Source organism: Paenibacillus sp. DMB5 (assembly GCF_001517085.1).
Taxonomy (GTDB): Bacteria; Bacillota; Bacilli; order Paenibacillales; family Paenibacillaceae; genus Paenibacillus_AQ.
Genome location: NZ_LRAC01000138.1, coordinates 37,880 through 50,822, shown reverse-complemented (window position 1 = coordinate 50,822; position 12,943 = coordinate 37,880). Strand labels below are relative to the sequence as shown.

General features: G+C 55.3%; 14 protein-coding genes. 8 read left to right on the top strand and 6 right to left on the bottom strand.

The annotated features are described in order from the left end of the window. Positions 1-124 precede the first annotated feature (124 nt). From AWJ19_RS22030 to AWJ19_RS35945, 4 genes are all read left to right on the top strand, one after another. Positions 125-943, top strand: coding sequence for a hypothetical protein (locus AWJ19_RS22030; protein WP_068727072.1), 819 nt, complete (start codon positions 125-127; stop codon positions 941-943). An 85-nt stretch (positions 944-1,028) separates the two neighbouring features. Next, on the top strand, positions 1,029-2,129 hold the full coding sequence (locus AWJ19_RS22025) for a glycosyltransferase family 4 protein (protein ID WP_068727071.1): 1,101 nt from the start codon (positions 1,029-1,031) through the stop codon (positions 2,127-2,129). Positions 2,130-2,337: 208 nt separating this feature from the next. After that, a complete protein-coding gene (locus tag AWJ19_RS35950; protein WP_198536617.1) occupies positions 2,338-2,508 on the top strand; it encodes a P-II family nitrogen regulator in 171 nt (56 codons plus the stop codon). Beyond that, positions 2,508-2,663, top strand: coding sequence for a P-II family nitrogen regulator (locus tag AWJ19_RS35945; RefSeq protein ID WP_198536616.1), 156 nt, complete (start codon positions 2,508-2,510; stop codon positions 2,661-2,663). Before AWJ19_RS35950 ends, AWJ19_RS35945 begins: the two co-directional genes overlap by 1 nt. Positions 2,664-2,775: 112 nt before the next feature. On the opposite strand, the gene AWJ19_RS22015 is transcribed toward AWJ19_RS35945, so the two are convergent. Next, complete coding sequence (locus AWJ19_RS22015; protein ID WP_068727069.1) at positions 2,776-4,017, bottom strand: DUF445 domain-containing protein; 1,242 nt, start codon at positions 4,015-4,017, stop codon at positions 2,776-2,778. Between the two features lie 196 nt (positions 4,018-4,213). Between AWJ19_RS22015 and AWJ19_RS22010 the strand changes: the two genes are divergently transcribed. The 4 genes from AWJ19_RS22010 (at position 4,214) to AWJ19_RS36820 (ending at position 7,965) form a co-directional block, all read left to right on the top strand. Next, entirely contained in the window at positions 4,214-5,077 is an 864-nt protein-coding gene (locus AWJ19_RS22010; RefSeq protein ID WP_068727067.1) for a Cof-type HAD-IIB family hydrolase, read from the top strand. A 12-nt stretch (positions 5,078-5,089) separates the two neighbouring features. After that, positions 5,090-5,545 carry an Imm30 family immunity protein gene (locus AWJ19_RS22005; protein WP_068727065.1) on the top strand — a complete coding sequence of 152 codons (456 nt, stop codon included), beginning with the start codon at positions 5,090-5,092 and terminating at the stop codon, positions 5,543-5,545. A gap of 81 nt (positions 5,546-5,626) precedes the next feature. Next, positions 5,627-7,759 (top strand): ATP-dependent helicase, encoded by a 2,133-nt coding sequence (locus tag AWJ19_RS22000; RefSeq protein WP_241781842.1) that lies wholly within the window; start codon positions 5,627-5,629, stop codon positions 7,757-7,759. 11 nt (positions 7,760-7,770) lie between these two features. Then, entirely contained in the window at positions 7,771-7,965 is a 195-nt protein-coding gene (locus tag AWJ19_RS36820) for a cold-inducible protein YdjO-related protein (RefSeq protein WP_241781841.1), read from the top strand. A gap of 265 nt (positions 7,966-8,230) precedes the next feature. Here the strand turns inward: AWJ19_RS36820 and AWJ19_RS21995 are convergent, their stop codons facing one another. From AWJ19_RS21995 to AWJ19_RS21975, 5 genes are all read right to left on the bottom strand, one after another. Then, on the bottom strand, positions 8,231-8,467 hold the full coding sequence (locus AWJ19_RS21995; protein WP_039869189.1) for a hypothetical protein: 237 nt from the start codon (positions 8,465-8,467) through the stop codon (positions 8,231-8,233). Positions 8,468-8,560: 93 nt separating this feature from the next. After that, positions 8,561-9,337 (bottom strand): ABC transporter permease, encoded by a 777-nt coding sequence (locus tag AWJ19_RS21990; protein ID WP_068727132.1) that lies wholly within the window; start codon positions 9,335-9,337, stop codon positions 8,561-8,563. Positions 9,338-9,355: 18 nt separating this feature from the next. Continuing rightward, positions 9,356-10,132, bottom strand: coding sequence for an ABC transporter ATP-binding protein (locus AWJ19_RS21985; protein ID WP_068727063.1), 777 nt, complete (start codon positions 10,130-10,132; stop codon positions 9,356-9,358). Between the two features lie 58 nt (positions 10,133-10,190). Next, a complete protein-coding gene (locus AWJ19_RS21980) occupies positions 10,191-11,225 on the bottom strand; it encodes an ABC transporter substrate-binding protein (RefSeq protein WP_068727061.1) in 1,035 nt (344 codons plus the stop codon). Positions 11,226-11,256: 31 nt separating this feature from the next. Next, positions 11,257-12,711: an aryl-sulfate sulfotransferase gene (locus tag AWJ19_RS21975; protein WP_068727060.1), complete on the bottom strand. Its 1,455-nt coding sequence runs from the start codon at positions 12,709-12,711 to the stop codon at positions 11,257-11,259. Between the last annotated feature and the right edge of the window lie 232 nt (positions 12,712-12,943).

Below are 12,943 nucleotides of genomic sequence, written 5' to 3'. Positions count from 1 at the left end.
TTGGATTAATAATATATTAAACTGACCTGTTACGCCGGAAGCACCCGTAATAAAGGCTTATTTGCCTTTACTGCGGGTGCTTTTTGTTATGCCGGTTAACAGTGATATCAGGAGGAGGAATAAAGTGAACAAGCTTGTCCAAGCCTTTACCGCCGTAGTCATTCTGCTGATGCCCTTATTCTCGTCAGCCGGTACGGCAGCCGCAGCGGCCGTTGTACTAACCCCGTCCATTCAGGCGGCCTTTGATCTGACTGCGGCAACCGCCGCTGTCCAGGACCGGAGCCGGCTGAAGAGCCAGTACAGCGAGCTGACCGTCCTGACGGCACAATATGACAGCAGGGAAGAACAGATCCGCGTCCTGCATGAAGCCAATGCCCAGGCCCTGATTTTGGTCCGCAAGCAAATTACGGCGATTGACCAGGCTGCCGTAACCAAGCTTACTGCAACCGTCACCAGCGCCAAGGAGCGTTACAAGCCTCTTTTTGACCAGTACAGCGCCCTGAACAGCCGGATTACACTGGTTAAAGGGCTGAAGGACAAGACACTGAACGCTGTTCTCAAGGCTCAGGCTGATGCTATGAAAATCACTGTCCAGATTGCCCGCCAGGATATCAGGGACAAGGAAGCGGTGCTGAAGGCCGCCAAGGAGGCGCGTACCCGTAAGATGACCGCCGCCCGCAACACCCTTTCGGGTATCGAAAGCCCCCAGGCCTCCATTAAATCCCAGAAAAGCGCCGCCGCTGCGCTTAACAAGCGGATCACCGCTGACTTCAGCAGCTTCAAGACAGCCATCCGCAAGCAGAATCCGGCCCTGGCCGGGCAGTCCCTTAGCTCGCTTGTTTCAGGCTACAAGCAGATCGCTGTAAGCAAACAGAAGATCATTGAGCTGGAACAAAAGGTTGCCGCCGTTATTGCAGCAACTTTCAAGCTGATCAGCTCCTGAATGGCCATAAGGGTGTCTTCAGCCTGCCAGAGTGCATATGGTGGTAGAGAGCTCTTATAAAAGCCGGCCGGAGGAGGCTTGATCTATGCATATCTGTATCATTGCACCGGAGCAGTTCCCGCTGCCGGGGGACGGCTCTGTAGAAATCTGCATCTGGGCCATAGCCAGGCGTCTGGCCGGGAGACACCGTGTAACTGTAGTCAGCCGGACAACGGCCCAGCTTCCGGACTCCGCAGAGCTGGAAGAGGTGCGGATTATCCGCCTGTCCTCCGGCACTCCGCGTCTCTATCAGGCTTCCGTACTCAAATTCCTGGAAGAGGAGTCATTCGATATCATCCAGGTCGATAACCGTCCCCTGCTTATGGCCGCTGTAAAAGAGCGGCACCCCGGTACCCCGGTCCTGCTATATCTTCATTCCCTGACCTTTGTTCCGGCTGAGCGCAGAATAGCACGCAGCCTTGCCCGCGCTGACGGCATTGCGGTGAACAGCCGCTCCCTGCTGGAGAGGCTGTCGAAGCGCTTTCCCGGGTTACACAGGAAGCTGAGTGTTATTCCATTGGGAGCGGATCTCTCCCGGTTCACACCGGCGGAGCCGCAGGAGCGTCAGCGGCTGCGCCGGCAGTACCGGCTGCCACAGGTATTTACCGTGCTGTTCGCAGGCAGAGTCATCCCCCGCAAAGGAGTGCCGGTGCTCATCCGGGCAATGTATCATGTGAACAAACGCATGCCTGCCCATCTGGTTGTGGCCGGGCAGGGCAAGCCGGCGTATATCCGCCAGCTGAAGCTTCTTGCCAGAAGACTGGGCGTATCCGTATCCTTCCCCGGCAGGATTGCCCATGAACAGATTCACGGCCTGTATCAGGCTGCCGACTGCTTCGTCTGCCCCTCTCAGAGACATGAATCGTTCGGACTGGTTAATGTGGAGGCGATGGCTTCAGGCCTCCCGGTCATCGCTTCCGATATCGGGGGAATCCGGGAGATTATCCGCTCAGGGCATAATGGCTATCTGGCCGGCAGATACCGGGAAGCACTGCCTTTTGCCAAACTGCTGCTGCGGCTCGGCCGTAATCCGGCGCTGGCAGCCAGGATCGGACTGCAGGGCCGCAGCGATGCTCTGCGCACTTTCGAATGGAGTCATACCGCGTACCGTTTAGAGGCATTATATCAGTCGCTTCTTCATGGCTGACAGGGGAGTCTGCCTGAATGCACGCTCCTCTGATTTGCGACAATGTGTATAAAGGTTTTTGTGACCCTTCTCGCAGGATGTTGCCTGCAGCTGCCATTATACTGTTATTGTAAGCGTTGCCAATAACATACTCTGTTAACTTGTACCGCCACCAAGATGCTGGCAACCCCCTACAACAAACTATTCGCTGTAGAAAGGGTGCATCCTTATGTTAATGATCAAGGCCATTATTAGACCCGAGAAGGCAGATGAAGTGATGGCTGAGCTGATGCTTGCCGGCTTCCCTTCCATTAGTAAGATGGATCTGCTTGGCCGCGGCAAACAAAAAGGAATTCAGGTCGGAACCAACTATTACAATCAAATTTCCAAAAAATGCTGATGATCGTCATTAAAGATGAAGAGAAGGACGATGTCATCAGCATTATTATGAGAACGGCCAGAACAGGGGAACAAGGCTCCTTCGGTGACGGCAAAATTTTCGTGCTGCCAGTCATGGAAGCCTTCACGATCAGCAACGGCAAAAACCTGCTGTAGCCTGCCCTAATAATGAATATGAATTTATGTTAAAAGGGACAGCAGAGTGCCTGAGAGACGGATCATCCGCCAGTCAGGCACCTGCTGTCCCTTTGCTTACCGGTTATCCTGCTCAGATCAGCTGAATGAGTGTCAGTACCAGACCTACTACGAAGCCGCATACTGCGCCATTCACCCGGATCCACTGCAGATCCTTGCCGACCTTCTCCTCCAGCATCGCTACAAGACTGTCATCGTCCATCTGATCCAGGTTTTCTTTGACCAGAACACCAATACGGTAGTGATTGGCCTCTACCAGGGCAATCAGTGAAGCGCGGATACGCTCCTCCCAGCTCTGGATAAGATCCGTCTCCTTGCTTAAACGGCGGACCAGCAGGGCGTACAGGCTAAACAGCTTCCGGCCGCCGCCTACCCGGTCCTCATCCAGCATGGCAACCGCCTTGCTGCGGACAACCTCCAGCTGCTTCTGCAGAAAGACCGCCGCCTCATCCCCCTGCACGCTGCCCTCTGCCCATTCCTTCAGAGCAGCAATCTTCGTTTCGTCATTTACAAGCTGGAACAGAGCCACGCGGATCTCCCGTATGATCTGCTCGCGGTACGGATTATCCGCTTCTCGGAAGTCGCGGATTCCCGACTGGATCATGCCCTGCAGCATTTCCCCCAGCATATCAGCATCCACAAAGCCGACAAAGGCCTGGAAGGCCATTCCCTTCAGTCCGCCGAGCTTCACTTCGGCCAGCTTCTCACCGGCCAGCTTGCCCAGCATGGCCCGCGTCTCCGGACGTCCGGTCCAGCCGGACACGCCTTCGAGCGCATAATCCAGAGCAGCTATGTCCTTGCCGTCATTCATCAGCCTTGTGGCTATTTTGTCTGCGGCCTCACCCAGCTCTGCTTCACGGATATAATCGGCAGCGGTCTTCTGCAGATAGGGCACCGCCTGTTCTACAGGCAGCCGCAGCACAAAGGTGCCCAGCTGCTCCAGAATTTCCGCCCTTACTTTCTTTCTGGACATAAATTTGGTCAGCAGGCCGCCGGCAAGCTTAACCATGCGGATGCCGCGCAGCTTGTTTTCAATGCTCGCCTTATTCAGCAGCTCGTTCTCCATCGCAGAGATTAGAGACTGGACGATTTTGTTCCTGTTTTTGAGCAGTAGTGAGGTATGCGGAATTTTTAGTCCCAGCGGATGCCGGAACAGCGCCGTCACGGCAAACCAGTCGGCAATCCCGCCGACAAGACCGGCTTCAAAGCCGCCCCTGAGCAGCTCAAAAGGAATCGTATCCGGCAAGAACAGCGTAATCAGAAAACCGCATGCCATTACAACAAGCGATATTGTGGCTAAATTCCTGGATTTCATTATTAATCCTCCATTTTCCGGCGGTCATCAATAGTCTGTCTTTTATTGTAACACGGGCGGGCTGTATTCCGGAAATTCCGGCAAGCCCATGAAAAGGAATTTTTAATTTGCAGAGAATTAATGATAAAATACAGGAAATGATTTTCACAGTCCCTGAGGTGCGGATTAGAACCTACAGAAAAAGGAGAACAACATTATGCTGATTGCACTTGATATGGACGGAACACTGCTGAACGAGAATGGAAATATCAGTCCGGAGAACCGCGAAGCGATTATCCATGCCCAGAGTCTGGGCCATATTGTGGCGATTGCCACCGGACGCTCTTATATGGATGCCGAGCGGCAGCTGCGCCTGGCCGATCTGAATTGTCCTGTTGTCGCTATGAACGGGGCCCTGCTGATCCTGCCGGACGGTTCCCAGGCAGTGAGCCAGCCGCTGGATAAAGAAGATATCATCCCTGTACTGCGCTGGATGAATGAGGTTCCTGAGCTGTATTACGAGGTGTATACCGAGGACAATGTATATGTGGAGCTGGACAAGCGGGTCCGTCTGGAGAAGCTGGCAGAGCTCAAGGACGAAGAGATCCCCGAGGGCTTCGGCTGGCTGCTGAAGGCAATGATCGCCAAGCAGTTCCGCCAGGCTGCCGTAACTTATGTGGAGAGCATGGAGGAAATCTGGAGCAAGGAAGATCAGCATATTTACAAGGCGCTTGCTTTCTCGCTGAACCGTGAAGTGCTCAAGGAAGCCTCCACACGCTTCGCTGAGATCCCCGGTCTTATTATCACAGCCTCTCATGAGAGCAATATCGAAATTAATCACAAGGATGCCAATAAAGGGGCAGGTGTCATAAAGCTTGCTGCACACTACGGTATTCCTGAAGATCAGGTAGCCGTGATGGGCGACAGCTATAACGATTTGCCGATGTTTGAACGGGCCGGCTACAAGATTGCCATGGGCAATGCCGCCGAGCTCCTCAAGGAAACCGCGGATTATGTGACACTCACTAACATAGAGCATGGTGTGGCTGCCGGAATCCGGCATCTTCTCGATAAGAAATAGGCGGTGCCCGTGATGAACCTGTATCCGGGAATTGCCCAGCTGTACAACAACCGGCTGCTGCGGACAGAGCTGGAATGCGAGCTGTTTGACCTCGCACTGGAAGGGCTGGCCGGCGATACAGACGATGCCGTAATCCAGCAGATTTTCAAAGTGTTTGACGATGAGACCGAGCATGAGGAAATGATGTTCAGCCTTGTTCATTATGTTGAAAGCTGCCACATGGAAATGTACCTGACCCAGCTGCTGGAGTCGCTGCCGGACATGCTGGAGCCTGCCAGGGGCTGGGCAATCGTGCTCAACGAGCGGATTCTGAATGACAGTCTGTTCAGGAAGGAATACACCGCTATTGCCAAAGGCATGTCTCCCCGCGTGAAGCAGGCGCTTGTTTTTCTGCTGGAGGAAATCCGTGAGAACAAGCCCCGCCAATATGAACGTAAAGTGAATACCCTGCTTGGTAAAATAAAGTAAACAGGGGAACCGCTTTTCTATATAGGGAGTGCAGTGTTATATTGTAGATTGGCTAATGGACTTATATTGAAGGTGAATCTGATGAACAAGCTTTTATTTCATAATATACCGCTTGGTGCAAGCGGTGAACGTATCCCCCAGGCGGCAATTGCCTCAGCCCGGACCAGCCGTGACACGGTGAAGCCGGGGGAAGGCGATGCCGCTTATTTCCGCCGGCTTGAGGAGGGCGGGATTCTGCTTAACCAGCCGCAGATTGCAGCGGTACGGCATCACGAGGGACCGCTGCTGACACTGGCGGGCGCAGGCTCCGGCAAAACGTCGGTGCTGATCTGCAGGACCGGGTATCTGCTGTCCGTGCGGAGGATTTCCCCCAGCCGGATGCTGCTGCTTACCTTCTCCAGCAAAGCGGCGGCGGAGATGCGCGAGCGGATCGCTGTGCTGCCGGGAGTCGCCGAGGGCGATGCCGCGCGCCTGCAGGCCCGTACCTTCCACTCTTTCTTTCTGTATTTTCTCCGGCGTCAGGGGCTGCGGCAGGACATCTTTCATGAGACCCGCCGCCAGCACATTCTGCTGAAGCAGATTATGCGGGAGCTGGGGCTGCCGAAGGATGCCTATCCGCCGGAGACGCTGCTGGCCCTGCTGTCTTCCTGCAAGATGAACATGAGGGATGCGGATACGCTTCCCGAGACGAATACCGCCGAGCAGGAAATGAAGGCGATTCTGACCCTCTATGAGCAGTGGAAACAGGATCATAACAAAATGGACTTTGATGATGTGCTGCTGATCGCCTATAAAATGCTGCTTGAGCAGCCCCATCTGCTGCAGGAGCTGCAGCAGAAGTTCCAGTATGTCATGGTCGATGAGTTCCAGGATACAAATGAGCTGCAGTATGAACTGGTGAAAATGATCGCTTACCCGCAGAACAACCTGATGGTTGTCGGCGATGATGACCAGACGATCTATTCCTTTAACGGGGCGCGCAGCGAATTCATCCTTGAATTTGAAAAGCTGTATCCCGGGGCAAAGGTCATTACCCTGGATATTAACTACCGTTCCGGTCCGGCCATTATCGGCCTTGGCAACGGCATCATCCGCCATAACCTGCGCCGCCGTTCCAAAACGCTGCAGGCGGCCAGAACCGGCGGTGCGCAGCCCCGTTATCTGCGCCCGCAGACGGCGGATGAGGAAGCCGAGCAGATTGTCGACCATATCGTAAATGAGGTCGGCGGCGGCGGTCGGGAATACCGCGATTTTGCCCTGCTGTACCGGGCCTCCAGCAGCAACCGGGCCGTGCTGGAGCTGCTGCTGCTGCGGGATATTCCGTATATTGATTACGGTGAAGGACAGCTGCTCTACGAGCACTGGCTGATCCTGCCGGTGCTGGACCATCTGCGGCTGTCACTGAACCGGCGCAATTTCGCCGCGATGGAGAGCATCCTGCCGACTCTCTACATGAACCGGGAAACAGGCATGGAGCATATCCGCCGGATGGAAGCCGTCCAGCCCAAGCAGGGCCCGCTGATCCATCTCCTCTCCCTGCCGGGAATGGAGGATTTCAAGGGCGCCAAGCTGCGCGAGCGGCTGGAGCTGATCCGCGGCCTGGCTGCATTGACGCCGCTGCAGGCGATCCGCCGCATCCGGACAAGCTTCTATGACTACTTCATAGAGGCTAATGAGCGGCATCAGGCTACTCTGCACCGTGAGACGCTGAAGGAAATGCTGGACGAGCTGGAAACCTCAGCGGAAAGGTTCGACAGCATTCCTGTCTTCCTTGACTTTATTGCCAGCATTACCGAACGCAATGAGTTGAGCCGCCAGAGCGGACTGAAGGAGCAGGGTAACCGGATTGCACTCATGACCATCCATAAGTCCAAGGGACTGGAGTTCCCCGTTGTCTTCCTGCTCGGCGCCTCGGAGGGCATTCTGCCCCACAGCTCGGCGCTGGAGGGCGACCGGCTGAAGGACCGCAAGGCGGCCCAGCTTCCGCCTGCCGGCAGCTTCAGGGCAGGCAGCGATTCCGGCTTTGCAGCGCTGGAAGAAGAGCGGCGGCTCGCTTACGTCGCCGTCACCAGAGCCCGGGAGGAGCTGTTCATCAGCTCGCCCGCAAGGCACCGGGGCAAGAAGGCGCAGGTGTCCCGCTTCATGCTGTCCGCCTTCCGCTCCGCTGCGTCCCGTCCAGACCTGTCGCTTCCACGGCTTCCACCGTGTCCGTGAGCAGAATCGGAGTGTCCAGGGTGCATACCTCCGGCACAGCAGGGAACGCCCGGACCCATAAGGTTCCTGTCTGGAACTGCACCGGCGCCCGCTGCCCAGGCTGGACCCGGATGAAGGCCGGCGGGGCCGAGGACCATCTGGCCTCCAAGCCCTGTCCGCTGTGCAGCTCCCCGATGGAGAAAAGCACCCGGGAGGTGCCTGTATAAGCCGGCGGCAGGGCAGCGTCTGCGCCATGCCAGGCTATCCCGGTCGGCAGCGCCTTGTGGAGCGCCTGCTACCGGTGTCCCGGGTTGTCGTCAGTCAAGGCACAAATTCCTGTGCTCAGTTCCCAGTGATATTCCAGCCTTTTCCTGCAGCTCATGCAGGGGGTTCACGGCTTCCCAGTTCGGCAGTTCTGAAGTGAGGACGCAGAGCTGCCTTCAATATGAAAAGGACCACTACCCGCACCGGGCAATGGTCCTTTTTGCTGTGCTACGTCCAGGCCCACAGAAAAGCATCGCGGTCCCAGGCGATCCGTCCGCCGTGCAGCTTGCGGAACGCCTTCTTTACATCCTTGGCCAGCGAAGCATTTCCGTTCTCGTTCACAAATACAAACTGCTCGCCGAAGTTGGCCTTAACATATTCAATCGCGGCGGTCTGGTGCAGGGTCCCGGTAAACCGGATCTCCTTGACCATCCACTCCGCTACTTCCTGTGCGGTAACTTCCATCAGGCTGCCGCCCCTTTCAAATCCTGTCTGCTGTGCTCTTGCCCTTACATTATAGCATGGAGGATTGAAAGCCGCTCTGTGCAGCCTGGCTGACTAGCGCTTGCGCGCCGCCACACTCACCACCCCATAGCGGTACAGCACCTTGCGGCCGAACCAGTTAAACAGGCGGTCTGTAAAGAAGCCCATGAAGCCGAGGCAGAACAGCCCGACAAAAATCCAGTCTGTGCGGAAAAACAGCCGTGAGTTCCAGATCAGATAGCCTACACCTTCATTCGAGGCAATCATCTCTGCCCCGATAATGGCCATATAGGAGGTGCCCATCGCCAGACGGATTCCGGTGAAAATATACGGTGTGGTCGCCGGAACGATGACATGCAGCAGGATCTGCCATTCACTGGCCCCCATGCTGCGGGCGGAGCGGATTTTGTCCTCCTCCACCGACATCACGCCGGTCAGCGTATTCAGCACCACGATGAAGAAGGTGGCGTACATGATCAGGGCTATTTTGGACTGCTCCCCGATCCCGAACCACACCAGAAACAGCGTGATGAAGGCAATCGGGGGAATAAAGCGGATAAAGTTCAAGAATGGCTCTGCAAAAATCCGGATGATGTTCACTTTGCCGATAATGAGCCCGGCCGGAACAGCCAGCAGGCTGCCCAGCACCCAGCCCACCAGCACCCGGTAAAAGCTGATCCCGATGTACTGCATCAGGGTACCGTCACTGATCAGCTCCCGGCCGCCCTGCAGGGTGGCCCATGGTCCCGGAATAACGTCAGGGCCGTATATCAGCGCACCAAGCTGCCAGATGCATAAGGCGGCCAGCCACAGCAGCGTGACGGAGACCCATTTTTTCTCCACCCATTTCATCATCTGTCACACCCTTATCTATTCTTCAAAATGTCCCTGAATCTTGTTATACAGCGAGTAGAACTCAGGGGAAGCCACGTCCCGCGGAAAAGGCAGCGGATTGTCATAAACATCCGTGATGTTGGAGGAGGGACCGACCGACATGATGCCGATCCGCTCCCCGAGCAGCAGCGCTTCCTGAATATCATGGGTGACGAAAATAACGGTCTTATGCGTCTCGCGCCAGATATTGACCAGCTCCTTCTGCATCGTCCGCCGGGTCATCGCATCCAGGGCGCCAAACGGTTCATCCATCAGCAGAATGGCCGGATCGTTCGCCAGTACCCGGGCCAGCTGTACACGCTGCTTCATACCGCCAGACAGCTCCTTCGGGAACTTCTTCTCATGACCGGACAAGCCGACCAGCTGGATGAAGCGGTCTGAAATCTGCTTACGCTCGGCCTTCGGTGTCTTCTTCATCCGCAGCCCGAACTCGACATTCTCCCGCACCGTCAGCCAGGGAAACAGGGAGGAATCGGCCTGCTGGAAGACTACCGCACGGTCTCTGCCCGGCCGGTCAATCTCGACGTTATCCACCTTCAGGTTACCTCCCGATTTCGAGACAAACCCGGCGATCATATTAAGCAGCGTCGATTTGCCGCAGCCGCTCGGTCCGAGCAGAACGAAGAATTCCCCGCCTTTGATCACCAGATTAACGTCTTTAATAATGTAATGAACATCTCCTGTTGTCTGGGCGCTGTAGCTTTTGCGGAGCTGCTCAATCTGAATCGCATGACGGTTAGATAGTGAGGACATCCAAGGCACCTCCTGAACTTTTTGAATTAAAGAAATTAATCACCGTTAAAATAGTCCGTTATTCCCCGTAAGTTACGGTATCCGGCAGCACTTTTTTTAGCGGCTCCAGATTGATTGTCGCCTTCAGGTCAAAATCCTTCTCAATGATTCCCGCACTGATCATATAGGCCTTCTGTCCGGCCAGGCTGTCATAAGCAGCCGGTGTAAAGCCGATAATCCACGGATTGAGCGGCAGATCCTTCAGTGTGTTTTCTTTGGGCTGCTTCACTTCGTCATACATGAGGTCAGCCACCTCTTCAGGATGCTCCTGGGCATATGCCGATGCTTCATCAACCGCCGCCAGGAAATTGCCGATTCCATCCGGATTCCCAGCAATGAATTCGTCACTGCTCACAATGCCCATGCCGAGCCGCACCGGGGTTTTGGACATATCGCTCAGTTCGTGTACATTCTCCAGGGCAGCCAGCTTATCAACGAGCGCCGAGCCGATGACCCAGGCTGCATCAATATCACCCTGCTTCAGGGCAATAAAAGCTTCATCAAATCCGCCCTGTCCGGTCAACGTCACATCGCTCAGCGCAATTCCCTGCTCCTTCAGATATTCATCCCACAGATACGGGATAAAGGTACCGCGGATGAAGCTGAGGTTCTTGCCCTTCAGGTCAGCCGCCGACTGGATATCATCCCTTACGTACAGCTTCCAGGCTGCAGCCGCCTGATCGGTAGCCTGCCCCGCAGAAGCAATAATGGAATATCCGCCCTTGGATACCGCGTTCAGCACCGGAAAGTCTGCGCCGTAAGCCACATCCACCTGCTTGATGAACAGGGCGTTTACCCCCTCGGCCGGCGAGGCAAAGGTGACGATTTCTGCATCAATATTATGATTTTTGAAAAAGCCCTTGTCCGCCGCCACCCGGAACACCGGATTGGTATTGGTGTCAGCGATTTTGATCTTCAGGGCTGCGGACTTGCCGCCCCCCGCTTCTCCTGAAGCCGCCGCATCCCCCTTGGAGCTGCAGCCGGAAAGAATAGTAACAAGGGAAAGGGATAAGAGCAGAATAACCGTTCCGTACCAGGTTCCTGTTTTTTTCATGGACAATGCACCTCTTCGTTATATTAATGGGCTAACCCTTGCGCTGCAGCACACCTTCATCCGCCGTAGCCACGCAAGCGGCCCCCTCCACGAACGGCAGAGTTGTCGCTACACTTACTACAGAATCCGAGCCTTTTGGCGCTGCACCCGGCACCCGGAAGGTTGTTACATCAATCGGCTCGATCTCCGCTTCCTGGGGCTTCGCAAGCTGCGGAACCCAGGCGTAAGGCACGCGGTAGGAACGGTACACCATGTTGGTATTGCGGCGGTCTGTGTAAGGTGAGACGTATTCCCAGACAATTTCATGCTCTGCGGTTACCTCGAACAGGCGGCCGTTTGAGCCTTCTGTAATCAGTGTATTGCCGTTCGGCAGGCGCTGGGCAGAGCTGATATACGGACTGTAGAATTTGTAGGAATCCGTCGGAACGGAGAAGCCGGCCTCTGCCGAGGTGTACTGCCACTCAATTTCAAAAGTAACCGGGTTGATCTCCAGAATCCGCGAATGATCGCGCACGGCATTTTTCTGGCCAAAAGGGGATGCCGGATTCGGCAGGCCGTATCCTCCCCAGCCGCCGTTATCGAATACAAGCACATTCCCTTCGCCCGGAAGGCCTTTAGGAATGATGTGGGCATGATGCTGGCCGATAATCCAGCCGATATGCTTCACGTCAGGCAGGGAATAGTCCGGTCCGAGCCGCCAGACAATAGCTCCAGTCGCTCTGTCGGTGATGGCGATGATGTTCGCCTCACGGGCATCCCAGATAATGTTGTCCGGGTGGAAGCGTTCATCCCCGTTATCGTAAAACTTGTTCGGGCCTACATAGGAAGCCGAGTTGATATGCAGCCAGTCCCCTACACCGCCGCCCAGATGGCCGAAGGAGCGGGTATTCGGATCACGGAACAACACATTGCGCGCCGCCTCATCAAAGCCAAGCTCGGCGAAATGGTCGCTGGCCTTCCATTCCCAGACGATGTTGCCGTCCCAGTCCACTTCAAGGATCGTGTCATCCAGCAGCTCTTTGTTGGAAATCTCATGGTTATGCAGGTTTTTGTGGGCCAGGATCAGCGTCTTGCCGCCATGCACCTGCGGGTCAAGCCCCGGAGCGTAATAGCCTACCGGATTGCCTTCCCGCTGGTAGTCATGATGCTGGCGGGCATACCACAGCGGCTCATAACCAGGGTCCTCGATGTGCTCGTAGCCGTTGAACTTCCAGACTATATTGCCGTCCCAGTCCACCTGCACCAGATCGACATTATCCTGGATGCCGAATTTCGGATCTCTTCTGCCTGTGCTGCCGAGCACATAGCCGCCGGGCAGAATCTTGGCCGGGAAGCCCAGCAGCCCTTGCCACAGATGGACCTCCTTGCCGTTCATATCAATCAGCACGACCCCTTCCTCGCCTGCCTGATAGACGGTATAGCCGCTCCATGCCTTGGCCGGGTTGTATAAGGTAGCTCCTGTCGGATAAATAGTTGAGTGTCCCATATATGATCTCTCCTTAAAAGTTTTTGTGAGCTTATGCTTCCTGCGTTTACTTCAAACAAAAACTCGCTTCGGAAGCATTTGCTTAGTTTTTGTGAGCTTATGCTTCCTGTGTTTACTTCAAACAAAAACTCGCTTCGGAAGCATTTGCTTAGTTTTCTGTGAGCATAAGCTCCTCCTGGCCTCCAGAGGCAACATCTAGTTGGATATTCGTCACCTAATTCCGTCATTTCAT

Bases quoted from the DNA above. Each gene is read 5' to 3' on its own strand.
- AWJ19_RS22010 (WP_068727067.1), top strand. From the start codon at position 4,214: ATGCTGATTGCACTTGATATGGACGGAACACTGCTGAACGAGAATGGA.
- AWJ19_RS21980 (WP_068727061.1), bottom strand. From the start codon at position 11,225: ATGAAAAAAACAGGAACCTGGTACGGAACGGTTATTCTGCTCTTATCC.
- AWJ19_RS21995 (WP_039869189.1), bottom strand. From the start codon at position 8,467: ATGGAAGTTACCGCACAGGAAGTAGCGGAGTGGATGGTCAAGGAGATC.
- AWJ19_RS35945 (WP_198536616.1), top strand. From the start codon at position 2,508: ATGATCGTCATTAAAGATGAAGAGAAGGACGATGTCATCAGCATTATT.
- AWJ19_RS22025 (WP_068727071.1), top strand. From the start codon at position 1,029: ATGCATATCTGTATCATTGCACCGGAGCAGTTCCCGCTGCCGGGGGAC.
- AWJ19_RS22005 (WP_068727065.1), top strand. From the start codon at position 5,090: ATGAACCTGTATCCGGGAATTGCCCAGCTGTACAACAACCGGCTGCTG.
- AWJ19_RS35950 (WP_198536617.1), top strand. From the start codon at position 2,338: ATGTTAATGATCAAGGCCATTATTAGACCCGAGAAGGCAGATGAAGTG.
- AWJ19_RS21975 (WP_068727060.1), bottom strand. From the start codon at position 12,711: ATGGGACACTCAACTATTTATCCGACAGGAGCTACCTTATACAACCCG.
- AWJ19_RS21985 (WP_068727063.1), bottom strand. From the start codon at position 10,132: ATGTCCTCACTATCTAACCGTCATGCGATTCAGATTGAGCAGCTCCGC.
- AWJ19_RS22015 (WP_068727069.1), bottom strand. From the start codon at position 4,017: ATGAAATCCAGGAATTTAGCCACAATATCGCTTGTTGTAATGGCATGC.
- AWJ19_RS22000 (WP_241781842.1), top strand. From the start codon at position 5,627: ATGAACAAGCTTTTATTTCATAATATACCGCTTGGTGCAAGCGGTGAA.
- AWJ19_RS21990 (WP_068727132.1), bottom strand. From the start codon at position 9,337: ATGAAATGGGTGGAGAAAAAATGGGTCTCCGTCACGCTGCTGTGGCTG.